The 26,064-nt window shown below is 34.8% G+C and carries 30 protein-coding genes and 2 pseudogenes; 17 read left to right on the top strand and 15 right to left on the bottom strand.

Features of this window, described 5'->3' with window-relative positions; translation table 11 throughout:
* Window positions 1-35: 35 nt before the first annotated feature.
* Window positions 36-259 (bottom strand): annotated as a pseudogene (locus tag DN410_RS28265) (hypothetical protein).
* A gap of 140 nt (window positions 260-399) precedes the next feature.
* Between DN410_RS28265 and DN410_RS02570 the strand changes: the two are divergent.
* A complete protein-coding gene (locus DN410_RS02570; RefSeq protein ID WP_255446636.1) occupies window positions 400-888 on the top strand; it encodes a DinB family protein in 489 nt (162 codons plus the stop codon).
* 17 nt (window positions 889-905) lie between these two features.
* Here the strand turns inward: DN410_RS02570 and uptA are convergent, their stop codons facing one another.
* Entirely contained in the window at window positions 906-1,511 is a 606-nt protein-coding gene (gene uptA, locus DN410_RS02565) for an undecaprenyl phosphate transporter UptA (protein WP_149175200.1), read from the bottom strand.
* 276 nt (window positions 1,512-1,787) lie between these two features.
* On the opposite strand from uptA, the gene DN410_RS02560 reads away from it, so the two are divergent.
* Together DN410_RS02560 and DN410_RS02555 are read left to right on the top strand one after the other, a co-directional pair.
* Window positions 1,788-2,903, top strand: coding sequence for an HD domain-containing protein (locus DN410_RS02560; RefSeq protein ID WP_149175199.1), 1,116 nt, complete (start codon window positions 1,788-1,790; stop codon window positions 2,901-2,903).
* A 35-nt stretch (window positions 2,904-2,938) separates the two neighbouring features.
* On the top strand, window positions 2,939-3,436 hold the full coding sequence (locus DN410_RS02555) for a GNAT family N-acetyltransferase (RefSeq protein ID WP_149175198.1): 498 nt from the start codon (window positions 2,939-2,941) through the stop codon (window positions 3,434-3,436).
* 217 nt (window positions 3,437-3,653) lie between these two features.
* Here the strand turns inward: DN410_RS02555 and DN410_RS02550 are convergent, their stop codons facing one another.
* Window positions 3,654-4,418: a DUF1836 domain-containing protein gene (locus DN410_RS02550; RefSeq protein ID WP_149175197.1), complete on the bottom strand. Its 765-nt coding sequence runs from the start codon at window positions 4,416-4,418 to the stop codon at window positions 3,654-3,656.
* Window positions 4,419-4,676: 258 nt separating this feature from the next.
* Between DN410_RS02550 and DN410_RS02545 the strand changes: the two genes are divergently transcribed.
* Complete coding sequence (locus DN410_RS02545) at window positions 4,677-5,126, top strand: hypothetical protein (protein ID WP_149175196.1); 450 nt, start codon at window positions 4,677-4,679, stop codon at window positions 5,124-5,126.
* Entirely contained in the window at window positions 5,114-5,422 is a 309-nt protein-coding gene (locus tag DN410_RS02540; RefSeq protein WP_000447759.1) for a YxcD family protein, read from the top strand. Before DN410_RS02545 ends, DN410_RS02540 begins: the two co-directional genes overlap by 13 nt.
* Before the next feature lie 24 nt (window positions 5,423-5,446).
* On the opposite strand, the gene DN410_RS02535 is transcribed toward DN410_RS02540, so the two are convergent.
* From DN410_RS02535 to DN410_RS02520, 4 genes are all read right to left on the bottom strand, one after another.
* A complete protein-coding gene (locus tag DN410_RS02535) occupies window positions 5,447-6,682 on the bottom strand; it encodes an NAD(P)/FAD-dependent oxidoreductase (protein WP_149175195.1) in 1,236 nt (411 codons plus the stop codon).
* The gene (locus DN410_RS02530) at window positions 6,679-7,011 is read right to left on the bottom strand and encodes a (2Fe-2S)-binding protein (protein ID WP_149175194.1); all 333 of its coding nucleotides are present in this window, start codon (window positions 7,009-7,011) and stop codon (window positions 6,679-6,681) included. The genes DN410_RS02535 and DN410_RS02530 overlap by 4 nt, the downstream gene beginning before the upstream one ends.
* Window positions 7,008-7,280, bottom strand: a complete 273-nt coding sequence (locus DN410_RS02525) for a (2Fe-2S)-binding protein (protein WP_149175193.1) — start codon at window positions 7,278-7,280, stop codon at window positions 7,008-7,010. Before DN410_RS02525 ends, DN410_RS02530 begins: the two co-directional genes overlap by 4 nt.
* A 74-nt stretch (window positions 7,281-7,354) precedes the next feature.
* Window positions 7,355-9,016 (bottom strand): sigma-54 interaction domain-containing protein, encoded by a 1,662-nt coding sequence (locus tag DN410_RS02520; RefSeq protein WP_149175192.1) that lies wholly within the window; start codon window positions 9,014-9,016, stop codon window positions 7,355-7,357.
* A 182-nt stretch (window positions 9,017-9,198) separates the two neighbouring features.
* On the opposite strand from DN410_RS02520, the gene DN410_RS02515 reads away from it, so the two are divergent.
* From DN410_RS02515 to DN410_RS02485, 7 genes are all read left to right on the top strand, one after another.
* Window positions 9,199-10,374 carry an NAD(P)/FAD-dependent oxidoreductase gene (locus DN410_RS02515; protein WP_149175191.1) on the top strand — a complete coding sequence of 392 codons (1,176 nt, stop codon included), beginning with the start codon at window positions 9,199-9,201 and terminating at the stop codon, window positions 10,372-10,374.
* On the top strand, window positions 10,371-11,408 hold the full coding sequence (locus DN410_RS02510; RefSeq protein WP_149175190.1) for a proline racemase family protein: 1,038 nt from the start codon (window positions 10,371-10,373) through the stop codon (window positions 11,406-11,408). Before DN410_RS02515 ends, DN410_RS02510 begins: the two co-directional genes overlap by 4 nt.
* Window positions 11,405-12,346, top strand: coding sequence for a proline racemase family protein (locus DN410_RS02505; protein WP_149175189.1), 942 nt, complete (start codon window positions 11,405-11,407; stop codon window positions 12,344-12,346). The genes DN410_RS02510 and DN410_RS02505 overlap by 4 nt, the downstream gene beginning before the upstream one ends.
* Window positions 12,347-12,368: 22 nt before the next feature.
* Window positions 12,369-13,265: a 4-hydroxy-tetrahydrodipicolinate synthase gene (dapA, locus tag DN410_RS02500; RefSeq protein WP_149175188.1), complete on the top strand. Its 897-nt coding sequence runs from the start codon at window positions 12,369-12,371 to the stop codon at window positions 13,263-13,265.
* Window positions 13,266-13,283: 18 nt separating this feature from the next.
* Window positions 13,284-14,768 (top strand): aldehyde dehydrogenase family protein, encoded by a 1,485-nt coding sequence (locus DN410_RS02495; protein WP_149175187.1) that lies wholly within the window; start codon window positions 13,284-13,286, stop codon window positions 14,766-14,768.
* A gap of 138 nt (window positions 14,769-14,906) precedes the next feature.
* The gene (locus tag DN410_RS02490) at window positions 14,907-16,397 is read left to right on the top strand and encodes an alanine/glycine:cation symporter family protein (RefSeq protein ID WP_149175186.1); all 1,491 of its coding nucleotides are present in this window, start codon (window positions 14,907-14,909) and stop codon (window positions 16,395-16,397) included.
* Window positions 16,398-16,426: 29 nt separating this feature from the next.
* A complete protein-coding gene (locus DN410_RS02485) occupies window positions 16,427-16,867 on the top strand; it encodes a carboxymuconolactone decarboxylase (protein WP_179958561.1) in 441 nt (146 codons plus the stop codon).
* Window positions 16,868-17,013: 146 nt separating this feature from the next.
* Here the strand turns inward: DN410_RS02485 and DN410_RS02480 are convergent, their stop codons facing one another.
* Window positions 17,014-17,286 carry a P-loop NTPase family protein gene (locus tag DN410_RS02480; RefSeq protein ID WP_149175228.1) on the bottom strand — a complete coding sequence of 91 codons (273 nt, stop codon included), beginning with the start codon at window positions 17,284-17,286 and terminating at the stop codon, window positions 17,014-17,016.
* 84 nt (window positions 17,287-17,370) lie between these two features.
* Window positions 17,371-18,012, bottom strand: a complete 642-nt coding sequence (locus tag DN410_RS02475) for an HD domain-containing protein (protein ID WP_149175184.1) — start codon at window positions 18,010-18,012, stop codon at window positions 17,371-17,373.
* Between the two features lie 104 nt (window positions 18,013-18,116).
* On the opposite strand from DN410_RS02475, the gene DN410_RS02470 reads away from it, so the two are divergent.
* The 3 genes from DN410_RS02470 (at window position 18,117) to ppaC (ending at window position 20,453) form a co-directional block, all read left to right on the top strand.
* A complete protein-coding gene (locus DN410_RS02470) occupies window positions 18,117-18,620 on the top strand; it encodes a GNAT family N-acetyltransferase (RefSeq protein ID WP_149175183.1) in 504 nt (167 codons plus the stop codon).
* 148 nt (window positions 18,621-18,768) lie between these two features.
* Window positions 18,769-19,284 (top strand): DinB family protein, encoded by a 516-nt coding sequence (locus DN410_RS02465; RefSeq protein ID WP_149175182.1) that lies wholly within the window; start codon window positions 18,769-18,771, stop codon window positions 19,282-19,284.
* 239 nt (window positions 19,285-19,523) lie between these two features.
* Window positions 19,524-20,453, top strand: a complete 930-nt coding sequence (gene ppaC, locus DN410_RS02460; protein ID WP_149175181.1) for a manganese-dependent inorganic pyrophosphatase — start codon at window positions 19,524-19,526, stop codon at window positions 20,451-20,453.
* A gap of 261 nt (window positions 20,454-20,714) precedes the next feature.
* Here ppaC and DN410_RS02455 read toward each other — a convergent pair whose 3' ends face one another.
* Complete coding sequence (locus tag DN410_RS02455) at window positions 20,715-20,903, bottom strand: DUF4017 family protein (protein ID WP_149175180.1); 189 nt, start codon at window positions 20,901-20,903, stop codon at window positions 20,715-20,717.
* 268 nt (window positions 20,904-21,171) lie between these two features.
* On the opposite strand from DN410_RS02455, the gene DN410_RS02450 reads away from it, so the two are divergent.
* Window positions 21,172-21,621, top strand: coding sequence for a DUF6884 domain-containing protein (locus tag DN410_RS02450; protein WP_149175179.1), 450 nt, complete (start codon window positions 21,172-21,174; stop codon window positions 21,619-21,621).
* A 198-nt stretch (window positions 21,622-21,819) separates the two neighbouring features.
* Here the strand turns inward: DN410_RS02450 and DN410_RS28260 are convergent.
* A pseudogene (locus tag DN410_RS28260) lies at window positions 21,820-21,909 on the bottom strand (SMI1/KNR4 family protein); the annotation flags it as partial.
* Window positions 21,910-22,058: 149 nt separating this feature from the next.
* On the opposite strand from DN410_RS28260, the gene DN410_RS02435 reads away from it, so the two are divergent.
* Window positions 22,059-22,868 carry a GH25 family lysozyme gene (locus tag DN410_RS02435; protein ID WP_149175178.1) on the top strand — a complete coding sequence of 270 codons (810 nt, stop codon included), beginning with the start codon at window positions 22,059-22,061 and terminating at the stop codon, window positions 22,866-22,868.
* Window positions 22,869-23,380: 512 nt separating this feature from the next.
* Here DN410_RS02435 and DN410_RS02430 read toward each other — a convergent pair.
* The 4 genes from DN410_RS02430 to DN410_RS27790 form a co-directional block, all read right to left on the bottom strand.
* The gene (locus DN410_RS02430; protein ID WP_149175177.1) at window positions 23,381-23,833 is read right to left on the bottom strand and encodes a hypothetical protein; all 453 of its coding nucleotides are present in this window, start codon (window positions 23,831-23,833) and stop codon (window positions 23,381-23,383) included.
* Between the two features lie 137 nt (window positions 23,834-23,970).
* Entirely contained in the window at window positions 23,971-24,327 is a 357-nt protein-coding gene (locus tag DN410_RS02425; RefSeq protein WP_000606231.1) for a hypothetical protein, read from the bottom strand.
* 246 nt (window positions 24,328-24,573) lie between these two features.
* Window positions 24,574-25,197 (bottom strand): acetylglutamate kinase, encoded by a 624-nt coding sequence (locus DN410_RS02420; RefSeq protein WP_149175176.1) that lies wholly within the window; start codon window positions 25,195-25,197, stop codon window positions 24,574-24,576.
* A 690-nt stretch (window positions 25,198-25,887) separates the two neighbouring features.
* Window positions 25,888-26,049, bottom strand: coding sequence for a hypothetical protein (locus DN410_RS27790; protein ID WP_000830198.1), 162 nt, complete (start codon window positions 26,047-26,049; stop codon window positions 25,888-25,890).
* Window positions 26,050-26,064 lie beyond the last annotated feature (15 nt).

The following is a 26,064-nucleotide window of genomic DNA, read 5'->3' as shown; positions in this document are numbered from 1 at the left end:
GTGAAACCGGAATAGCTATTAGCCGTTCCGGTTTTTTAATATAGAGGATTTTGGTGTGGACAATTCGGAAATGCATGTATGTCTTGAATTTGTCTAAAATCATAATGTTTCATTGCGAACTGAGCCTGGTACAGGTATTCATATACATATAATTGACCATCATGTGCTGAGCATAATACACCAGAAGTTCCTTGCCCATTCATGAAGGAAATGCCAATAGGGGCCCGATTAAGTATGGTATTTTTTGTTGCCAATGCATAGGAAAATCACTCCTTTTTGAAATAATATACGAAATGTATGACTGGATTGTTGCTTATCCACATAAATATGGAGGCTTTTCATACAATTTCTAGAAGGTATTAATATGAATGGATTATAATTATGAGAAAGGAATGAAAAATGAAGAAAGAAAATATTTTGGAAGAAAAGTTAAATGTAATAGAATGGTCCCAAACGTTGAAGGGAGTACCTGATGATATATGGTTTCAATCATTTAAAAATGGTTCGTGGGCAAGTGCAGATGTGATTTCACATTTTATCGTTTGGGACGAGTTTGTAATGAAGTATCGAATACCTTATTTTCTTAGTGCGCAATTAATACCTCATGTTCCAACAGATGTGGAGGAAATGAATACGGGTGCAATAAGATATGCAAGATCAGGTATTTCAAAAGAAGGACTATTAGATCAATTTAGTTTTACTCGTAAACAATTAGTAGATCAAATTGAGCGAATTCCCACCCCATATTTTTATAATGACTACCAATTTGACACTAAAAAAGTGAGGTTAAATAATTACTTTGCATCACTCATTAAACATGACTTAAAGCATAAAGAATACATAATCAAGCCTATAATAAAAACCGCTAAAATTCGTAATGAATTTTAGCGGTTTTTATTATTAGCTTAAGCAAGATTTTTACGTTTTTTTGTCCATTTTTTTATGACGAAATATAAAAGAATAAGTATGACGCCGCCAATTGCGAACGATTTCACATACGGTCCAGCAATATCATTAATATTCTCCCAGTTTTCGCCAAGTTTTTCACCTAAATAAATGAAAATGATTGACCAAGGAATTATCGCAAGTGCTGTTAATGTAGTGAAACGCAGCAATGGCATTTTTGTAATACCAGCAGGAATTGAAATCGCATGACGCACTACTGGAATGAAGCGAGCTGTGAAAATTACGCCAGTTCCGTAACGATTAAACCAATCTTCAGCAGCATCGATTTGTTTTTTATGAATGAAAATATATTTTCCGTAACGTTCTAATACAGGACGACCACCGTATCGGCCAATCCAATAAATAAAGACTTGGGCAATAACACCGCCAATTGTACCAAAGATAACTGCACCTATAAACGATATACTTCCATTTGAAACTAAGTATCCTGCATAAGCGAGGACAATTTCACTCGGAATAATTTCAATCATTAATCCAAGCATAATGCCCCAATAACCTAATCCTTCAAAAAAAGTTAATACGGAATGAATAAAACTACTTAACATTGTTGCACCTTCTAGTTCATGAATTTTTGCATAGAAATTCCTTTTAATTAACTACGTAAAAGGTTTACTATATGTAGATTATACCTTATTTACATAGGGGATTGCTATTTCAATTCTTTTATGTCTCATATAAGTAATATAGTAAAGGATATTAGCCTAGTTTTCATGAAGAGATAATGAAAAGATTATTAAAAATTTCTCATATATCAATGATAATAAACTGAAAATTAAGTATAATGATAGGAGCTTTTATTTATAAAAATAGGAGGAGAATACATGCAAATTAATGATCCGATTTATGGAACAAACTCTATTCGTGATAAAGATATCCTTCGATTGATAGATACAAAAGCATTTCAAAGGTTGGCGTATATTAAACAACAAGGACATACATATTTTTTACACGAAAACGCAATACATACGAGGAAAGAGCATTCAATAGGTGTATATGTATTAGTAAATAAAGTGATAGAACATCTTACAGATATTGGTGACATTCGTTTGTCAGAATACGAGAGGAAATTATTATCTGTTGTAGCTCTCTTACACGATGTTGGCCATGGCCCATATTCACATTGCTTTCAACATATATCAGGTGAAGATCATGGTGATTGGACTGTACGAATCATTCAAGAGGATGAAGAAATACGCATGATTTTAAATCAGATTCCTAGATTATTAGATGATGTAACGAAAGCTTTAACAGAAGATGGAGTTTTTCAAATTATAGATGAACTATTATTTAATTCATTAGGAATGGATCAATTAGATTTTTGGAATAGAGATTTATATTACTCATCGCTTGAATTAGAAGGTTTACGGGTAGAAGAATTGATTACTTATATGCGTTTCATTAACGGTAAACTTGTAATTGAAGAACCAGGAATCCCTTTAATCGAACAACTAATGAAAATGAAAGAAGGGCTTTACCATAATGGATTTGGCAACCCGTTTGTGGTAGGTAAAGACTTATTGTTGCAAAAGATTTTTAAAAAGATAGAAGAGAAAAACCTTTCGTTCTATACTCCTGAGCTTCAAAACTTCTTTTATAAAAGAGAGAAGTTAGAAGTAGAGGATTTTCTTCCATTACATGATGGAATGATCTTCAATGAATTAAAGTGTTTTACAAAATCAAACGACGTAGAAATAGCAGCATTAATCCAGCTATATTTTTCGGCAACTAAAAGTTTAACATTTGAAAAAGGAACAGAGGGTGACTTTAATAAGGAAAATAGCAGCTTAGCGGTAATCACCGAAAAAAAGGCTTACAGTACATATGTAGGTGGTATTTATGTTTATTGTAGTGATGAGTTAGAAGATATTATAAAGCAATCACCTTTCATTCAAGAGATAGTAAAATTGCCTAAAAAAGAATATGCATACTCAATTTAAGTGAGTTTAAAAATAAACATGGATGAGGTGAGAATGTGGATTGGAAAGAACGGCTATTAGAATTAGATGATTTGTCAATTATATTAGAATGGTATAACAATGAAGAATTACATAATATAGCAAATGTGAAATCATTTAAGCGATATACAATCGAAGAGCTTCGGCAGTATTGGACCGAAAAATTGTCGCGGTCTTATGCAAGTTATCATGTAATAGTAGTGCAAGATGAAGTAATAGGTAGGGTCGGATTAAAAAAGAAGAAACATAATGATATGTATGTAATGGAATACTCTATCCTTATTGGTGCTTCTAACTTATATTCAAAAGGGATTGGAACAGAGGTTACAAAGTATTTTATTAATAAATCATTTTTAGACGCCGATATACAAGCGGTTGTATTGCAAGTTAAAGACGATAATAAGAGGGCAATTCGATGCTATGAGAAAGCTGGATTTATAAAAATAAAATCGTATTTAGAGAATGAAGTGAAAGTGTATGATATGCATAAAATTAAGGAAGGGGTAGCAGTATAGAAAGAAAAATATAAACGATTAATTCTGAATATAAGGTGAATTAAGGGTATGAAACCAAAAATGATACTACTTGCAGGTGTACGTAATACCACCACTTTATATGAAATGAAACAAAGATTTAAAACGGCCTAAATTGAAATAAAACAAGCATCTACATAGTATGGAAGGTAGATGCTTGTTTTCATTATAAAAAACAGGAGCAAAATTGCTCCTGTTTTTACGGTTTTACATCTAAATTTTGTAAAAATAACGTTGCTGTTACGTAACGTTTTGCTAACATTTGTACATAAGCGGTATGTACAGAAAGGGTTGCAATAATAATAGCATTACGAATTGCTTCGCGTTGTTCGTTATTAATTTGGTCGAATTTGCTTGCGATTTTATCAGCTTTTTCCTTCACAATATTTTCAATTGTATGGACTGTATCTGTCGCATTTAATTGTAGGCAATCTCCGCGGTTTAACTCTTCAAATAAAGAAGAGTAGGCTACATATAAATGAACAGGGTTAATTAAATCGTCACTTCGATCGGCTGGGTCATTTACGATGAGTCGTAAAAGTTTGCGAATAGATTCAAAATCAAGCGCTGTTTTTAAATCCTCAACAATGAATAGTAAGGCTGCTTGTTCAATTGAATATTTTTTTCCTTTTTGAGGAGAGCCAATCATTTCTTTTATATCTCGTTTCACCCAGTTTTGCATCGCAGTTACAGAGAAACTCGTGTTTTCAATCTGATTGCCAAGCGCAACTATTTCATTTAATGAAAAACCAATGTCCGTATCTTCAATTTTAATCAATTTTTCAAAAATAGGTGAAAGTGCGGTAGTAATAAAAGCAGTAACGCTTTGTCCGCTTTCAATATCTTTTTTATGTGACTTTGCCCAAGCTTCTTGTAATATTCCGAGAGGCTTTTTTGTATTCCATCCTCTTAGTGATAGAAGAAGGGTAGCCATTTCGTTTCGTGTGAGATGAAATGTTTCCATCTTTTCACCTCCAAAATAATAAAAAGTTCTTATGAACCTATAATATGTTTTGTTTCATTTAAAGTCAATTCTGTTTTGCTTAATTTTTCCTTTGTCAACAAACATTCGAAAGTAAATAATGCTTGCATATTTCGACAAAAGTTCATATAATGAGTTCATAAGAACCTTTAAAATGTTTTTAAAAACAAATCTATCATTCTGAATTTACTAGAAAGGTAGATTTCACATATATCTATATAAAAGGAGAATGGATATAATATGTTGAAAAAACTTGTAGCAGTAATGACAGCATTCATGGTGATCTTTGGAGCTAGTAGCTTTATATTTGTAGATCATGCAGCAGCGAAAAGTTACAAATCTGGTAAAAAATCATTTACACCAAGTTCAGGTCAAAAGTCAAAAGTTGACTTAAATAAAAAAGACTCTAACGTAAATTCTCAAAAAACGACTCCAGATTCAAAAACAAAAGCAACTAACACAGCACCAAAAAGTAATAAAGGCAGCTTTATGAAAGGTTTATTACTAGGTGGTCTTGGTGGTTTACTAATGGGTAGCTTATTTGCAAATATGGGAGCTCTTGGTTCTGTATTAGCGTTTATGGTAAATATGTTAGTAATGGCTGGTATCGTAATGTTAGCAGTTCGTGCATTTAAATACTTCAAAAATCAACGCAAGAAAAAGGCAGATGAAGTAGCATGGAAACAATAAAAATTTCTGAACAAGAACTTATAAATGCGCTTTGTGTATATATCGCTGAAAAAAGACAAGTTGGTCCGGAAGAAGTTTTAGTTGAACTGATGTATGATGATGACTATGGTTTCTCAGCTGAAGTAGAGGTAAATGGTCGTCAGCAAATATTAATTCAAGCAAACTTAATTGAGGCACTACGCTTGTTACTTGACAGAGAATATAATGTCAATTCATTCGCAGCAAGATTACAACTTGAATTAGATGATGAAGAAGGCATTTACGCATTAGCGAAATTTAATAACTCGGATGAGTAGTGAAAAGAGCTGTTGAGAGTAATCTCAACAGCTCTTTTTAGTATGTGCATAGGAAGAGGAATAATCACGCCAAATTTCATTCATTTTTCGTCTGCCAGCATCGACCATTGGATTAAACTGAATTGCAGCTTGTTGACGTACGGCGTGTACATTTTGGATTGCTTGTTGCAAGTGTTGTTCAATCGAATTAGATTTTTTATTTGCTTGTTTTACGATTGAATATCCAGCAACCGCTCCTTGCGCCATTGCGATTTTTCCGCTTTCAATGCCAGTAATATTGCCGGCTACAAATAAACCGGGAAGAGGGGTTTCCATTGTTTCGGAATGAAGAGGGATGTGTCCGCCTAATTCCGAGATGTATTGGAAAGGACAACCAGCTACAGCGGCAAGCTCGGCAAGCGGATATAAGCCACCAGCAATACAAACGAAGTCTGCCTCTAATATTTTTTCTGATCCATGAATAATATTACCTTTAGAATCAATGCTGGCGACGCGAACCCCTTCAACTTGATCCGTTCCGATAATTTCAAGCGCTGATTTACGGAGATGAAGCGGTGTTCCATTTATTTTCATCCCGTTATTTGGATAAAAAGTTAATCCGGCTTTTCGAATCCAATCGTATTTCATGAACTTACTTCCGAAACGAAGTAAAGCAGAAGGAGCGAGGTGAGCAGCATTTAAAAGGGAGTTCAAAACTTCCTCTGGTTCACCAGCTTTTTGGCTTAACTCACTTTTTTCAGGGAGTACGATATGATCCACTTTAATTCCAGCTAATTGTAGTTCATTTAAAATCGCAAATGACAAAATGTTAGCACCAATAATGATTCCTTTTTTCCCAACTTGAACTCGGTGAACATTTGTCATAACTTGTGCTGCTCCAATCGACATCACCCCTGGAAGTGTCCAGCCAGGAAGGGGAATAGAATATTCAGCAGCCCCTGTAGCGAGTAGAACAAACGGTGCTTCTAACGTACCGATATTTGTATGTACAAACCAATTACTTTCATCTTTATCTAAATTAAAGACAGAAACATCGCATTGAATTTCGACTGAAAGTGATTTTGCTTCTTCATAAAGGCGTTTTGCTTCTTCTATTCCGTTCCACCATTCTCCAGTCGACTCTTGATGCAACTGTCCTAACAATCTTCCACCTGGCTTCATAAATTCATCAATAACGAGTACATTTAGCCCGAAACGTGCACAAGAGATAGAAGCTGATAATCCCGCTGGTCCTGCACCAATAATAATTACATCTCTCATCGCTTTTTCACCATCTCTCTCACGATATTCGGGTGCTGTTTTCCGCTTTCCACAACCATATTGTCTTCTACAACAGTTAAGCAAGCACGTACATTCGTTTGATTATTTACTGTCACGCGGCATTCAGAGCAATGTCCGATATTGCAATAAATGCCTCGCGGTGTTCCGCTATCTTCATGTACTCTTAACGTTCGTATTTCGTTTGCTAGTAAGGCAGCAGCAATTGTTTCATGTTCATATGCTTCATATTGTTGACCGTTAAATTGAAAAGTGATTCGCTGACTATTATTTAAACTACCTAAAATAGGGTGATGTGTAATTCGGCTCATTTACTCTCACCTACCGATCCAAAAGTAACTGCACGTACCGGTGGCTGATATTTCAAAGGGGTTTCATTGGAATTTATATCAGGATTTGCATTTTCAATCATTCGATCTATCATCATTCTACATGTGCGGCCACCACAAAACCCCATGCCAGCACGTGTTCTTAGTTTTAATTCCCTTGCCGAGCAATTATATTCAGCGATTGTTGATTGAAGTTGTCCGTATGTTACTTCTTCACAACGACAAACAATTACGTTCTCTGTATTCGTCATATGTATTCCTCCTCTAGTTCGGTTTGCACAAATTAAGATGCAAAAACTGTGCCAAAGTAGAGGAGGAGAGGTGGTTATTGTAACCCGAGTTTTTTCAATCGGTTATATAAAGTAGCCCTCGTTATGCCAAGTTGCTTTGCACATTCTAATTTATTTCCATTTAGAATTCTTAAAGCGCGTTCGATTACCTTTTTCTCATGCTCATCCATTTCATTTTGTAAAGTGAGGATTGTATTATTGTTACTTAGCAAAAGGGAATGAGACGTTTCGCTTTCTAAAGTTTCGTTTGTGTGAAATGGTAAATATTCTTGTTTTATAATACCGTCTGTCGCAAATACAACGAGTCTTTCAACTACGTTACGGAGCTCGCGAATATTACCTGGCCAATTGTAATGAAGTAGTTCATGCATAATACTTGAAGGTAAGTCGCGAACTGGTCTGTTATAGTTAATTGAAAAATCATTTAAGAAGGAGTACGTTAATTCGATAATATCTTCTCGTCTTTCTCGTAGTGGTGGAATATGCAAACTAACTACATTTAAGCGATAATATAAATCTTCTCGGAAAGTTCCTTTTCTCATTTCTTCTTGTAAATCACGATTTGTAGCAGCGATAATGCGGAAATCAATATTTATTTCTTTTTCCCCACCAACTCGGTAATATTTTCGTTCTTGTAGTACACGTAATAGTTTCACTTGCATATCGAGTGGCATTTCGCCAATTTCATCGAGGAATAAAGTACCGCCTTGCGCGAGCTCAATTTTCCCTTTTTTCCCTTTACTATTTGCGCCAGAAAAAGCGCCTCGTTCGTATCCGAATAACTCACTTTCAAATAGCGCTTCTGGAATTGCACCACAGTTAATTGAAATGAAAGGTGCATTTGCTGTTTCGCTTGCTTCATGTATCGCTTTCGCAAATACTTCCTTACCAACACCGCTTTCCCCAAGTATTAAAACAGTCGACTTCACAGAACAAACCTTTCGAGCTAATTGTATCGTTCTTTGTATGACAGGACTTTTTCCGTTCATTGCATGGAAAGGATCTGATGTATCTTTATACTTTGCGACTTCTTGTTCTAATCGGTGCATTTCATGCGACATATTAAATAGTTTTTCATTCAAAGCGACTTGATTTGTAACATCCGTTTCTGAAACGACTGCTCCTATTATTTTATCGTTACAATAAACTGGATTTGAATTAATTAATACGAACAAATCAGGGCGAGGCTGATGGAACTGAGCGATTATGCTTTTTCCACTATGTAATGATTGTAAAATTTCTAAATCTTTATAATCAAAAAAGCGAGTGATTGGTTGCCCAATAATTTCATTATGTTTTACTGAAAAAATCTTTTCAGCACCATCTGTCCAAGTGCGAACGCATTCTTTATCGTCAATGACTGTAACGGAAGAATCTGACGTTTGAATAACAGTGTTATAAAAAGCTTGTAGTTCATTGTAATACTTATAAAGAAAAGGAATCATTTGCTGTGTAGTAATACAGTATATAGGTTCTTCGTTTTCGTTCATGATGACAACAGCTAGTTCATGTGAGAATGCGTCGATTAAAGCAGTGAAAGAGTCATCCTCATATATAACTGCACAACTCCATTTTTCAGTAGATGAATGGATGTAAAAAAATTTCTCATTTACTTGCTTGATTGGTTGCAGGATACTTTTGTGATCCATTGGCAAAAATTTTATAAATTCTTTTATTGTCGGAAATGAAAATGCCATAGTGTCCTCCTGTTATGTAAAAAATTTTAGACAGTGATAAAAAAATAATACACCTATTCACGATAAATTTAAAATATTTTTACAAATAAAAATATTAATTATAAAAAGTGTATATATGTAGAGTTGGCACATCAATTGCATAAAAGAAAGTGAGAGGTTTAGGGGGAAAGGAGGAGTGTTTTGTGAGGCACTGCGACGTTTTAATTATAGGTGGTGGAATAATAGGATGTTCCATCGCTTATTACACTTCAAAATACGGAAGAGATGTAACAATCATTGAAAAAGGAGAATTTGTCAGTGGGACGTCTTCACGGTGTGATGGAAATATATTGGCAATTGATAAAGATCCAGGGTTTGATAGTCAAATGTCATTAGTAAGTCAAAAGTTAGTAACAGAACTAAGTGAAGAGTTGGAGCATTCATTTGAATATAGGGCACCTGGCAGCATCCTCGTTTGTGAATCAGACGAAGAGATGGAAGCGGCGCAGCAATGGGTAGCTAGGCAAAAAGAAGCTGGTTTACCGTTTCGAATGCTAGATAGGCAAGATATAAGAGCGGAATCACCATTTTTTGCTGATGATTTATTAGGTGGTTTAGAATGCGCAACTGATTCAACTGTAAATCCGTATCTTCTCGCTTTTTCACTTTTAGCAGAGGCGAAAAAATTTGGTACAAAAGCTTATAACCATACAGAAGTTAAGGAAATGAAAAGAGAGGCAGACGGCTTATTTATTGTAGAAACAACAAACGGTACATATACTGCGAAGCAAGTTGTGAATGCAGCTGGTGTGTGGGCTCCTAAAATCGGACAGATGTTAGATGTGAATATTCCAATCGAACCGAGAAAAGGGCATATTATTGTAGCTTCAAGGCAACAACACGTTGGCTGCCGTAAAGTAATGGAATTTGGTTATTTAATTTCTAAGTTTGGCGGGAAACGACAAGTGGATGATTTGACTGAAAAATACGGGGTTGCACTTGTATTTGAACCGACAGAAAGTCAAAACTTCTTAATTGGTAGTAGTCGGGAATTTGTAGGGTTTCACACGAGAATAAACAATGAAGTTATTAAATGTATTGCAAATAGAGCAATTCGTTTTTATCCGAAAATGGCGGATATGATGGTAATCCGTTCATATGCAGGCTTACGTCCGTGGACAGAAGATCATTTACCAATCATTTCACGTGTGGAACATATTCCGAACTATTTTATAGCAGCGGGGCATGAAGGCGATGGAATTAGTCTTGCGGCAGTTACTGGGAAAGTGATTGAGGAGCTATTAAATGAAAAAGAAACAATCATTCCTATTGAACCACTTCGTTTGAGTCGTTTTACAGAAAGGGTGTTAAATGGATGAGGTTACAAAAAGTCTTTACGACAATTGATACACATACGGGCGGGAATCCAACGAGGACATTAATTAGCGGACTTCCAAAGTTAATTGGAGAGACGATGGCAGAGAAGATGTTACATATGAAAAAGGAGTATGACTGGATTCGCAAATTGTTAATGAATGAACCACGTGGACATGATGTAATGTCAGGTGCACTATTAACTGATCCGTGTCACCCTGAAGCTGATATAGGTGTTATATACATAGAGACAGGTGGATATTTACCGATGTGTGGACACGATACAATCGGTGTATGTACAGCTTTAGTCGAATCAGGCTTAATTCCAGTAGTTGAACCGGTTACTTCTTTAAAGCTAGATACACCAGCTGGCTTAGTTGAAGTAGATATTTTTGTTCAAGATGGGAAAGCGAAAGAAGTCTCCTTCTGCAACATACCAGCTTTTTTATTGAAAAACATTACTGTAGACGTTGAAGACATTGGAACTGTAGGGGCTCATATTGCATATGGAGGGAATTTTTATGCCATTATCGATGCGAAGTCAGTAGGTTTAGAGTTAGTACCAGAAAACGCATCTACAATCATTGATAAGGCAATTCATATTCGAAATACAATTAATGAGAGGTTTGAAATCATTCATCCAGAGTATTCGTTTATAAGAGGATTAACACATGTTGAATTTTATACAGATCCTACTCATGAAAGTGCGCATGTGAAAAATACAGTTGTTGTTCCACCAGGAGGAATTGATCGATCTCCATGTGGTACAGGAACATCGGCGAAATTAGCTGTATTATACGCTCATAAAGAAATCGACATCAATGAAGAGTTTGTTCATGAGAGTATTGTGGGCTCTCTCTTTAAAGGGTGCGTCATAAATACGACATATGTAGAAAATATTGAAGCTGTAGTAACGAAAATTACAGGATCAGCTTGGCTTATGGGTATGCATAGATTTTTTTACAATGAAAAGGATCCACTTAAAGAAGGTTTTTTGTTAATTCCGCCGATGGAGCATGAAACGGAGGATGTAAAATGAACATTCAAAAAATATATACAGCAGTAGATGTACATGTAGCTGGTGAAGCATTTCGTGTAATGAAAGACGTGCCATGCAAATATTACTACAGTTTGGAACAATTAAATGAACAATTTTCAGGTGAATTAGCAGAAGAGATGAAACTTCTATTAAATGAACCACGTGGTTTTATCGGTTTAAATGGATGTATTGTTGTTCCTTCTATTTATCAAGAAGTGGATGCAGCTGTATTGTTTTTTAATCATGAAGGATCCATTCCTCTTCATTACGGTGGTATCGTGGCGGTAATAACGATGTTACTAGAAAGTGGTTATTTAAAAAAGAGAGAGTCAAATCAGTACAAAATCGAAACGCTATCTGGAATATTTTTAGTTCATGCGTATGTAGAGAATGATGAAGTTATATCTGTTTCATTTGAAAGTAAACTATGCTATATGATTGAGAAAAATTTAAAGGTTGGTAATATAAGTTACTCTCTCATACAGGCAGATAAAGTATATGCAGTTGTAGAAAAAGATACGCATTCGCCAGAAATTTGTGTGGAAAACATTTCTGAATTAAAGAAATGGGGAGAAGCTACACTCCAAACTATACAAAAACAGTCACTTATAAAAAGGCTTATTTTAGTAAATTCGTCGCAAAAAGAAGAAAACCATATAAAGTCGATTACATTTCATGAAAATAACTTTATAGTACGGTCGCCTGGTTTTGTTTCTACTATTGTGTCTTATGTTAATGCTCTACTTAAAAATGATATTACAACGAAAAAACCTTTTAAAAACGAAAGTATATTTAATAGCTTTATAACAGTAGAAAAAGTGAAAAAAGAAGAACTAGGATACATTTTTCGCTTTGAAAGTAGAGGGTTTATTACAGGAATGCAGACGTTTCTATTAGATCCTACAGATCCGTTTCCGGCAGGTTTCTTATTAAAATAAAATATGAAAGGGAGAGATAAGTATGCAAAAAATTAAAGGGGCATTTCCAGTATTAATAACACCGATGGATGAATTTCAGGAGATTAATTGGGATGGGATAAAACAAAATGTTAATTACTTTATTAACCAAAAAGTTGCAGGTATTATCATTAACGGAAGTACAGGAGAGTTTGTAAGTTTATCAAAAGAAGAACGATTTAAAATGGTAGAAACAGTTTTAAAAGAAGTTGATGGTCGTGTTCCTGTCATTGTGGGTACTGCAGCAGAGACGACGAAAGAAACGATTGAATATACGAAACATGCAGAAGCGCATGGAGCGGATTGTGCGTTAATTATAAACTCGTATTATTGTAAACCGAAAGAAGAGGAAATCTATTTTCATTTTAAAGAAATCTCAAACGCAGTAAATATACCAATTATGTTATACAATAATCCATTTACTTCTGGTGTTGATATGAGCACAGAGCTAATGCTCCGTATTGGTAAAGAGTGTGAAAATGTTACACATATTAAAGAATCTAGCGGAGATATTCGAAAAGCGAGAGATTTAGTACGACAAGGCGAAGGTGCTTTTCAAGTTTTCTGTGGATCTGAAGATTTAGTTATGGAATCTTATTTAGTTGGTGCCTCGGGATGGGTTTCAGTTGCAGGAAATATCGTTCCAGGTCTCGTTACGAAAATGTATGAGCATTTTCAAAATGGTGAATTAGAAAAAGCATGGGAAATAAACGATGCGATTTTACCTCTTTGCGAGTTTCTTGAAGGGTCAGGAAAATATGTACAAATCGTGAAACGCTCAATGGAATTACACGGTCAAGCTGGGGGGCCATCTCGCTATCCGAGACTTGGATTAACGGAAGAAGAAGATCAAAAGCTTCAAACGATTTTATCAGAAATTGCAGCACATGCTGCTGTTTAAATAAGGGGGAATGTATAAATGTTAACGACAAACATTGAACTGAAACCAAAAGTGAAAGCGTTTTTAAATGAAGAAATTAAAATGTTTATTAATGGTGAGTTTGTTTCTTCTATTAGTGGGAAGACGTTCGAAACATACAATCCAGCAACAGAAGATGTTGTAGCTGTCGTATGTGAAGCGCAAGAAGAAGATATTGATATCGCAGTAAAAGCAGCAAGAGCTGCATTTGAAAGTGGACCTTGGGCAGAAATGACTACTGCTGAAAGAGCGCATCTTATTTATAAGTTAGCAGATTTAATTGAAGAGCATGGCGAAGAATTAGCGCAGTTAGAAGCTTTAGATAATGGGAAACCATATCAAGTAGCACTCGATGATGATATTGCAGCGACTGTAGAAAATTATCGCTACTACGCGGGATGGGCTACAAAAATTATCGGGCAAACCATTCCGATTTCAAAAGATTACTTAAATTACACACGCCATGAACCTGTTGGCGTTGTAGGTCAAATTATTCCGTGGAACTTCCCGCTCGTTATGTCTTCCTGGAAAATGGGAGCTGCACTTGCGACAGGTTGTACTATTGTATTAAAACCGGCAGAGCAAACGCCTTTATCGTTATTATATACAGCGAAGCTCTTTAAAGAGGCTGGTTTTCCAAATGGTGTTGTAAACTTTGTTCCAGGTTTTGGCCCTGAAGCAGGGGCTGCAATCGTAAACCATCATGATATTGATAAAGTAGCCTTCACTGGTTCAACAGTTACGGGAAAATATATTATGCGTCAATCAGCAGAAACAATTAAACATGTAACGTTAGAACTTGGTGGCAAGTCCCCAAATATCATTTTAGAAGACGCTGACTTAGAAGAAGCGATTAACGGTGCATTCCAAGGTATTATGTATAATCATGGTCAAAACTGTAGTGCGGGATCTCGCGTATTCGTGCATCGAAAGCATTATGAAACAGTCGTAAATGAACTTGTAAAAATGGCAAATGAAGTAAAGCTTGGAGCAGGTATGGAGAAGGAAACTGAAATGGGTCCACTTGTATCTAAAAAACAACAAGAGCGTGTGCTGCATTATATTGAACAAGGGAAGAAGGAAGGTGCTACTGTTGCTGCTGGTGGAGAACGTGCATTTGAAAAAGGTTATTTTGTACAGCCGACAGTATTCACAAATGTTACGGATGATATGACAATTGTTAAGGAAGAAATTTTCGGACCAGTTGTCGTTGTACTTCCATTTGATTCGACAGAAGAAGTAATTGAAAGAGCAAATAAATCTTCATATGGACTTGCAGCAGGGGTATGGACACAAAACATAAAAACAGGTCATCAAGTAGCTAATCAGTTAAAGGCAGGAACAGTGTGGATTAATGATTATAACTTAGAAAATGCAGCAGCACCGTTTGGTGGATATAAGCAATCTGGTATTGGGCGTGAGTTAGGTTCATATGCGCTTGATAATTATACAGAAGTGAAAAGTGTTTGGGTCAATATTAAGTGAAACGCTACTTAATAGAAGCCTTATAGCCTGTAAATAACGGGATAAATAAGAGAAGCGGACAACTGGAACGCAAGTCAAAGGTTGTCCGCTTTCTATATATAAATATTCTTTTTCAAAATAAGTAAGAGGGGGACTTTGATGGAGCAGTTAGTAGAGTGGTTAGTAGGGCAAGTATGGAGTATTGGTTTAGTTGTTTTTGCATTAGGGGCAGGCGTATATTTCACAATTGCGACACGTTTTTTGCAAATTCGTTATTTTAAAGAGATGATTAAGCTACTTTTTGAAGGGAAAAGCTCAGAGACTGGAATTTCATCTTTCCAAGCATTTTGTTTGGCCTTATCAGGTAGGGTTGGAATAGGTAATATTGCAGGGGTCGCGACAGCTATCGCGTTTGGTGGTCCTGGAGCTGTATTTTGGATGTGGATAATGGCTCTTTTAGGCGCAGCTAGTGCCTTTGTTGAATCAACATTATCTCAAGTATATAAGAGTAAAGTAGGGAATGAATACCGCGGCGGTACACCATATTTCATTGAAAAAGGTTTGAAAATGAAATGGTTTGCGGTTATTGTAGCGGTGGTTGTAACACTTTCATATGGCGTATTATTGCCAGGTATTCAATCAAGTAGTATCGCTGTTGGATTTGAAAACTCTAATGGCATTAGCAAATATATAACTGCGGTATTCTTAGTTATACTATTAGCAGCGATTATATTTGGGGGCGTAAAGAGGATTGCTGGTGTTTCGCAAATGCTAGTTCCATTTATGGCAATTGGTTATGTAATTGTGACATGTATCGTATTAATTGCGAATGTAACAGAAATTCCAAATATGTTTGCTTTAATTTTCTCGAGTGCATTTGGTGTAAATGAAATGTTTGGCGGCATCGTTGGTGCAGCTATTGCTTGGGGCGTAAAACGTGCGGTATTTTCAAACGTTGCAGGTGTTGGAGAAGCGACGTATAGCTCGGCTGCAGCGGAAGTATCACATCCTGCAAAACAAGGATTAGTTCAAGCATTTTCTGTATACATTGATACAATCGTCGTTTGTACAGCGACAGCGCTTATGATTTTAATTACAGGTATGTACAATGTAATACCTGAAGGAAAAAAGGCTATTGTACAAAATATAGGAAATGTAGAAGCAGGTCCAATTTATACACAACAAGCAGTTGAAACTGTTATGACGGGATTTGGTCCAATATTTATTTCAATTGCAATCTTCTTCTTTGCATTTACAACTTTGCTTGCTTATTACTATATTGCTGAAACGACACTTACTTATTTAGATCGCGGGCTTAAATATAGCTGGTTAAAACCAGTTTTAAAAATCGGATTTTTAATTATGGTTTACATCGGTAGCGTAGAATCAGCGTCGCTATTATGGAACCTTGGAGATTTAGGAATCGGTAGTATGGCATGGTTAAACTTAATCGCGATTCTACTATTAAGTAAAATCGCATTAAAAGTGTTAAAAGATTATGAAACGCAGAAAAAAGAAGGGAAAGATCCTGTGTTTGATCCTAAAAATGTGGGGATTGAAGGCCTAACATTTTGGGAAGAAAGAAGTAAAGAGGTTGAAAGAAAAAACTCTAAAGAACAAGCGGTAGTGGATGATAGTCTGAAATTGTAGCTTAAATAAACTGAATATTCATTCTATTTATTAGGTATATTGCCTTCTTTTCATCACATACTACAGTAGGTACAGATAATTTGAATGGGGGTAATAATAAGATGGAACACGAACAACATCATAGTTCAGTAAATGACGTTCTACATCATTATAAAGAAGGAATCGGTAGTTTTACAAACCAAATTCCTGAAATTGCTGAAACATATAATGCATTCACGCAAGCTTGTTTTCAAGAGGGCGCTTTAACAAAAAGGGAAAAACAACTTATCGCATTAGGAATTAGTCTAGCAACGCAAGATGAATATTGTACCATTTATCATACAAAAGGTTGTCTTGATCAAGGGTGTTCAGATAAAGAGATTCTGGAAGCGTGTGGGGTATCAGCAGCATTTGCTGGCGGAGCTGCAATGAGTCAAGCGGTAACTTTAGTACAAGAGTGTTTAAGTGAACTGAAAAATCAAAAGCATTGAATAGAAAAGAACGTTTTAAACTTTATGTTTAAAACGTTCTTTTACGTGAGATTAAATTTGAGTATAAAAATTACCTTGTATGTGATGTACTAAAGTGAAAATTTTAAATCTAGTGGGAATGAGAAATCGAAACTATTTATTTAGTTTTAAGATTTTCTAAAAAGTTTCAATTGTTTCATATAGTCAATGGCCTTTGTTTTGTTTTTTTGTTTACATACATATTCGAATTCATTCGTATCTCTATAATAACTATTCATAATATCTTCTGTAAGAATTCCATCGGAAATAGCTTTTTTAATTGCACATTGTGGTTCATTTGTATGCGAACAGTTAGAAAATTTACATCTCTTAGATATATTCACTATATCTTCATACCAAAAATCAGAGTTATCTTTATGATTTATCAAGTCAAATCCCATTTTACTAATAAGTAATCCCTCCACTTTTAAATGAGTTTTTAGAATCATACATACAAACTCTAACGTTTTCAAGTTGTATGTAATTTAATATTCTATATTTTTATAAATCGATTTTTCTACGTCAGGAAGAACTCTGTATATACTCTTACCAATTAAAGATTCTAATTCTTTCTTAATTGTATAGAATCCTTTCCAATGTAAGGATGTATGAGAGGTTGTACCGTGACGTAAACCAACTGAAATCAATCTTTTTTCAAGAGTAGTAAAGCCTTCCGCATCAGCAAGTGCGTCACAAAGGGTAATGACCTTATTGTATAAGTCGTAGTCACTATTTTCATTTAATATTCCAATTAGTCGGCTTTCTATATAATCAGGAACAAGACTCCACTCCGCTGCGATATCTATATGTTCATTTTTGCAAGGGAATGAATGTGTCACACAAATAATCGCGTTTCCTGTATAACCTAAATCATTCATGTACATATAACCATCATAGGAATGTATAACAGATCTGGTAAAACCTTTATACCTTCCTATGTCATGCAGGAGGGCAGCATTATATGCTATGTCAGCATTTAGGTCATAACCATTATTAATAAGTTCTACAACTATCTTTTCAGTTGCAAGGGCAACATTAATTGAATGTTCGAACCATGGACCTGGATTTTGTTCATATGCCCACTCGAGTAATTCTCTCGCGTATGTCCTATCTAATATATATTTCATATAGGTATCCTTTCTCTGAAAATTCATATTTTAATAGTTTCATCTTAAAATTTAATTATTCCTGCTTTAAAATTGTTAAAATAAAAATAAAAGGGGGAAAAGTAATGGGGAATTTAGTAATTGAAGAAATTAAAAAATTAGAAAACAATATTGAAGAGCTTACTAAACTTTTGAAAACTGTAGTAGATGATGGAGCATCAATTGGATTTTTACCGCCAATGGAGCGAGAAGAAGCGACGAAGTATTGGCAAACTGTCTTAGCGCCGGAAGTGATATTATATGTCGCTAAAATAAACAATGAAGTAGCAGGAAGTGTTCAATTACATTTAGTTACAAAGCCAAATGGTAGCCATAGAGCTGAAATTTGTAAGTTAATGACTCATCCAAATTTTAGACGTAACGGTATTGGACGTTTGCTTATGAAAAAAGCAGAGGAACGAGCAAAACAAGAAAACAGGTCTCTTTTAGTGCTAGATACGAGAGAAGGAGATCCTTCTAATAGATTGTACAAATCATTAGACTATCAAGAAGTTGGAAAAATACCGGAATATGCAATTTCTCCGAACGGCGAGTTAGATGCAACAGTTATATATTATAAAGGTATTTAGTTTTTTGACCCTTTAACTATGGTTGGAATGTTCAATTAAAGGGCCAGTTTGTAGAAGGTTGTAACAGTTTTTTAGTTATTATTTAATAGGGGTTTAGCAGTCTTTTGGTGAATATTAAATGTTAATCTAAAAGATGGAGGTTGCGGTCATGTTGAAACTGTTTCAATATAATTGGCAAGTTCGTGATGATTGGTTTACATTTTGTGAAGACATATCGGATGAAGAACTATTAAAGAAACGGGTCGGTGGGTTTGGCAGTATCTTACATACGCTATTTCATATTGTAGATGTGGAATATATGTGGATTTTAGGTTTGCGCGGTGAACCAGTGCCCGAGGAGCCAGAGTTTAAAGAGTATTCTAGCTTGCAAAAAGTGAAAAAACTCTCAACTCAATACCACGAGAAAGTGAAGCCATTTGTGACTTCTTGGACAAGTGAAATGGAGTCTCGGAAATTTTCAGAAACTGATTTCAATGACGCACCGATTAGCTCTAGAGACGCAGCAATTAGGCGCCGAGTTATTGAATGTACACACGGAGAAATAATGCGTCATGTCATTGTCCACGAAATTCACCATATCGGTCAGTTATCTATATGGGCACGTGAGATAGGAAAGGAGCCAGTTTCCGCAAATTTGAGAGGGAGAGGGTTATTTGATAATTAAGACCCCTCTTGTCAATTTTGTACTTGGGCGCTTTAAAGGTACACTAATCAAGAATGGAAAATATAGTGCAAGTGCCTACACTATTTTAAATTAATATACATTTCGATCATCTATTTCATTTTAGATGATCTTTTTTATGAAAAATATAGAAGAAAGTGCAATTATTTATAAAAAAATACGCTTTAAATATTGTCATATTTGCTTCTTTAAGATATCCTTTTCATGAAGAGGTGGAAAACATGGAAAAAGTACTAGTTTTCGGGCATAAAAACCCAGATACAGATGCAATTTGTTCTGCAATTGCTTATGCAGAATTGAAAAAAGAATTAGGAATGAATGCTGAGCCTGTACGCTTAGGCGAAATCAGCGGTGAAACTCAATTTGCGTTAGATTATTTTAAAGTAGAAGGACCGCGTTTTGTTGAAACAGTTGCAAGCGAAGTGGACAACGTTATTTTAGTTGACCATAACGAGCGTCAACAAAGTGCTAACGATATCGAATCTGTTCGTGTGTTAGAAGTTATTGACCATCACCGTATTGCTAACTTTGAAACAAGCGATCCTATATACTACCGTTGTGAGCCAGTTGGATGTACAGCTACAATCTTAAACAAAATGTACAAAGAAAATGGCGTTACAATTCGTAAAGAAGTTGCAGGTTTAATGTTATCTGCAATCATTTCAGATTCTTTACTATTCAAATCTCCAACTTGCACAGAGCAAGACGTAGCAGCAGCTCGCGAATTAGCGGAAATCGCTGGTGTAGATGCAGATAGCTACGGCTTAGAAATGTTAAAAGCTGGTGCTGACTTAAGCGGAAAAACAATGGAGCAATTAATCTCTCTTGACGCTAAAGAATTCCAAATGGGTAACGCGAAAGTTGAAATCGCACAAGTAAACGCTGTTGATACAAACGACGTTCTTGTACACCAAGCGGAACTTGAAAAAGTTATCTCTGCAGTAGTAGAAGAAAAAGGTTTAGACCTATTCTTATTCGTTGCAACTGACATCTTAACTAACGATTCTGTAGGTCTTGCGATCGGTAAAGCAGCAAACGTTGTTGAGAAAGCTTACAACGTATCACTAGAAAACAACACAGCTACTTTAAAAGGTGTTGTATCTCGTAAAAAACAAATCGTACCTGTATTAACAGAAGCATTCCAAGCTTAATATTATTGAGTACAGATAAACAGAAAGGACAAGTAGTCAGATTGACTACTTGTCCTTTTCTCTTTTAAATGGCGAGAAATCCAGGTTTTTAATTAGAGGGAATTGTGTCTGCGAAATTTCTCAAAGTTGTTAAATTTGGATGAAAACAGGAAATGTTATGACTTGGAAACATTAAAAAGTTTGATTTTTCGCAAGAAGTAGTACAAAATACGTTCAGGGCAATACTTGATATGATAAGTGAATAAAAAAGGACAGCATTTGCTATCCTTTTAAACGATTCTTATTCACATAAAAAGTAACAATAGCAACAACGAGGAAAATAGGAATTGCATATACTTGCCCAACAAATAATTTCCAACTAACAGTATTGTAGCCGTCAGATGCTGGTAGGGTAATTACAATAACGCAAACGATAAAATAAACAAATAGTGCAGGGATAATATTTTTCATTGCTGTTCACCTCCTCTCCAAGCTTTAATATATAATATTTGTATATTATAGTGTCATTAAATAGATTTGGATAAAAGCAAGCAATTTTAATTTGATTTATATAAGTATGTTTTTAGTAAATGTTTTAAAAGACTAATTGTAAATGAAACTAATGAAAAATGTGGTAAATAATGTATTTTTTCTTTCGGGATTATTATATAGTATTTTGTGAAGAAAATGTACAAAAAACTTAACTTTATATACGAAAGAAAAGAGGTAAGACATAAATATGAAGAGACTATGCATAATCCCATGTGGAAAAAAGAAAATTTGGGATAAGCATCCAGATTCCGGACCGAATGAGGCAAAGGATGTGTATATTAGTCCATTCGGAAAAGCATGCCAGGCATACGCAACTATGTTTTTTGAGAACTGGGTTATCTTATCAGCGAAGCATGGATTTTTAAGACCGAATGACATTGTGAAAGAAAACTATGATCTCGCATTTGATTCAAAGAGTAATGAAATTATTAGTATTGAACAATTACAACAACAGATGGTTGATAAAGAGTTCCTTCAGTTTGACGAAATCGTTTTGCTTGCTGGGAAGAAACATAAAAAAGTAGTGACGAAATTATATTCGGAAGAAATCATTACATATCCGTTAGAAGGTTGTAAAGGAATTGGATATATGTTGCAGAGTTTGAAGAAAGCAGTGCAGGAAGGAAAGGAATTATAGTTTATTCTTTTTGATCGGTCGTATTTCAATGGTTTTTTTGAGTTTTTCAAATGTTTATTTATCTATACCTAGTAATACACGAGAGTATAAATCAGGCGTTGTTTATGCCCAAAGTATGCTGATATTTGATAGTTGGCTACATTTACTAATAAAAAGAAGAACGTTTATCCCCACTGCAAGGCATTCCTCTTTTTTATTTTATTCTTCGTCTTTAAAATCACGTAAGTTATCCAGTAATTCTGTAAAAGATGAGCAAACAGGATAAGTGGACTCTTCCATTTCTACTTCGTAGAATTGAATTATTTTTATCTTAGAAAATGCAGGACACATTGTAATCCGATTGGCACAGCCGTTAAAAGAATGTAGTTGAAATTTTAGACGGTAAGAGCAAAAAGACAAGCTATGAATATGATAATAAAAAAAGGAGATGTTGAATAATGGGTTACATTGTAGATATTTCGAAATGGAATGGCGATATTAACTGGGATGTAGCAGCACCACAATTAGATTTCGTGATTGCACGTGTGCAAGATGGTTCAAATTATGTAGATCCTCTATATAAAAATTATGTACAAGCAATGAAAGCGAGAAATATTCCATTTGGTAACTATGCATTTTGCCGTTTCGTTTCAGTAGAAGATGCGAAAGTAGAAGCGCGAAATTTTTGGAACCGTGGGGATAAAAGTGCTACGGTTTGGGCTGCAGATGTTGAAGTGAAAACGATGGATGATATGCGAACAGGTACACAAGCTTTTATCGACGAATTACGCCGACTAGGTGCTAAGAAAGTTGGTTTATATGTTGGTCATCATATGTATGAACCTTTTGGCATGGCAAATGTGAAATGTGACTTTGTATGGATTCCGAGATATGGCGGGAATAAGCCGGTGTATCCGTGTGATCTTTGGCAGTACACTGAAACAGGGAATGTTCCTGGTATCGGTAAATGTGATCTCAATTCACTCATAGGAAATAAACCTCTATCGTGGTTTACTGGAGCAGTACAACAACCAGTACAACCTGTGCAAGTACAAGCAAATAAACAAAATATCATCCAATCTGGAGCCTTTTCACCATATGAAGTGCCTGATGTTATGGGAGCATTAACTTCTTTAAAGATGACAGCTAAGTTCATTTTACAATCGGATGGATTAACATATTTCATTTCTGATCCAACTTCAGACACGCAATTGAATGCAATGAAAGATTATCTTGAACGTAAAAAATGGTGGTATAAAGAAATATAGTAATCAAAGTTTATACCATAGAGCATACTCCATCTAAAAAATAGCTTCGCATAGAAGGTAAAATAGAATTCCCTTCGAAATGTAACCTCCTATATGTACAAAATATATTACCTATGTCTAGAATAATAAATTACAAATAATTGTTTTGTGAAAAATCCCCAATATGTTAGTGCTCATTAAATATGATATATGTCCTCTAAATCTTAATACTAGACAAGTACACAAGCCCTTCTATTATTTCAAACATAGAATATAATGAATTCTATTTAGGAGGAAGTATATTCATGGGGAATCATTGTCATTGTGGACGTTCATTTTGGGATGGTTTAATGTTTGGAGGATGTCAATGCAGGAATTGTCATACATGCAGTTGCAAAGAGAAACCGAAATGTAATTGTGAAAAGTGTAGCTGCAAGGAGAAACCGAAATGCGATTGTGAAAAGTGTAGTTGCAAGGAGAAACCGAAATGCCACTGTAAACATGAAGACTAGTAATAAAAAAAGAGTACTAGTTTATATTCCATCTAGAACTGATTTGTTTTCAATTTCCCATGAATCTTTCTTTTTAATTTTTATAGATACATAAGATCCATTAGATTCTTGATAAAAGATATAACCATTATTTGATTTCACATATGTTAATGGTTCACCTATGCAATCTCGTGAACAAGACGTATTAATTAGCTCAATTAATGATAGATTACTTGGATCAGTCTTACTTGTATCTATAAGGGTATCGAGATTTGTTTTACGAAACCCCTGTAAATTTACATTGAAATTTTTTTCGATTTCCCCAGTACCGTTCGTATTTATTACTTCGGCGGAGTTTTTCTTTTCGAGAAGAAAACCACTTGTATAAAGGGATTTTGTATATCCTATCCAGGTGATTAAAATTATTATAAAAAATATACTTGCTGTTCTAAGTTTACGAAGCCGTTTGCTTACAATTGTTTCTGAGTATTTCATTTAGTCTAATCCTCCAATGTTTTTTATTTAAAGTATGCCTGGACACATATATTTAGAAGAGGATAAAAGGTAACGGGTTCTTGATTCAAAAAAGAAAGCATTCCATACTGGATGCTTTCTTTTTTGAATATTTTCTGCTATCTGTTAGTTACTTGTTTCATAAGTGGCCTTATCTCTTTCACAGGAGGCTTTTTATCATATGCATCAACGTAAGAAAAGTAATAATTTAAGTTTCTAAGAAGGCCTTTTCCTATTTTTGCACTTAAGAAGGGGAATACTTGTCCCGTATAATCATCGAGGGATTTACAATAATATTTTTCATCTAAATATATACTGTATTTACACGTTAGTTCTACTAATGGGTTGCCTTCATCATCAAATACTTCCTTAGAGTCAATAATGTCTATTAATGCGAATTTTTCATTCAAATAAACTTTCTTTTTTTTCTCGTGTTTATTTGTGAGAATAAATACGAGACCAATGGCGTTAATCAAACTATGTCCTCCTATAAAAAACGGATATTAATAAAATATATCGATATAAGCTAAATGTAAAGAGGCTAGGCAAAATATCATGAATAGAAAGCGTAATAAGCCGATTTGTTTTTCCGAATCGGCTTGTTTTTATCCCTCAGTCACAAGAGGTGAGATTCTTGGCTGTAACAGAAAAATCAGGTGGGAAATTAATGGCTTGTAAAAGCTAAATTGGTGTGAGTACTTCTCGTTGTTTAAGGTTTCATTTTATTGAAACACTTGCGGAAATTGTTTTACGATTGCTTCTGTTATCATGTCGGCCATTTCTAATGCTTCTTTTTCAATTTTATCGTACAATTTTACTCCTGCTTCATAATCTTTATTTAAGAAGGAAAGTGCTTCTGCTTTCGTTAGTGCTAAATGTTCATAGAACATTTTTCTGAATTCCTCTTTTTCTATATATGGGTTGATGCCAGTAAGAAACGCAACAATCTCATCCCCGTTAGCGTACCATTTTTTCTCTATCGCGGCAGCGGCATTTTGATCACCAGCTTTTGCAGCTTTAACAAGATCAGCGGCGATTACTAAATGATCTTTAATTAATGCGCTATATTTTTTTACTGCATCCTCACCATAGAAAGGTTCAAGGGATAGCCCCATGTGCGTTGCGTTTTGTAGAAGCCGTCCAACTGAAACGTTAACATCTGGTAAATTAAAAACAATGCTTATAATCGCTAATCTCGTCCAAGCGACATGTTGTTCCCATAATGAACGCATATAACCTTTTAAAAAGCTCTCATTTTTACTAATTCGATAATTACGTACGGATGCATCAAAGTTTACATAAGGGTTATGATAGGGGGAGTAATACGGTTGCCAATAAGTATACATAAGTAGTAACACTCCTTTGAACATGTATATCTCAAAGTATGATGAAATTTATTTTTTAGTTACGTGTCCTAGATTATTTTCAAGAATTACATAAGTGGAAGGTTAAAAAGTGGACTTGTGATATATATATAAATTAATTGAATATGAAGTAAAGGAGGCTCTGCAAGGGAAATTGCAGAGCCTCTAAAGGGTATTGTCGAGATGTCGGACTCGACTACGTAATAGTACCATAAATTTTTTTTGAAAAAACCTGGTAAATCTGTCCAAATGAATGATGTAAAGCTTTAATAAAGTGAAAAGGAGCTGCTTCCCGCGGCAGCCCCATTTCACTAGATAATGTTGATGAGTAAAAACTCATCTAGAGTACCTTTATAGTAACAAGTAAAAATAGTTTTGTGTATTGAGAAAAAATGAATTACATAGTTAGACGTAAAGTATTTATATTTTAAATTTTTTCGGTTATTATCATTTGTTGTGAGTGGGTTATAGTTATAAAATGTAGAAAAGGTTTATATGCGAGACTAAGGTGTACTGAAATATGTAATTATTAAAAAGACCTGCTAATGTAAGCAGGTCAACTTAAGGGGTTTATTCAACAGATTATTCTATATGTTAACAACTGTATTGGAGTAGGTCTATAAGTTTTATATTGAGAAAATTTATATGAGTTATATATTTTTTGCACATGTATTACCGTCTGAAAAATTGAAGTAGAAAGTTACATACCTTTCTATAAGAGAATAATGGCTGATATTTATAATATGATTCATATTTCCACGCATCATTATTAGAGAATTGGAGTTTTTTCGTTTCTGTTTTATGTTTGATGAAACTAATATTACGACGCTTCATATAGTAACCTCCTGA

It is taken from the genome of Bacillus sp. SH5-2, assembly GCF_008368905.1.
GTDB lineage: Bacteria > Bacillota > Bacilli > Bacillales > Bacillaceae_G > Bacillus_A > Bacillus_A luti.
The sequence above is the reverse complement of the archived record's forward strand: the minus strand, read 5'-3'. Positions and strand labels throughout refer to the sequence as shown.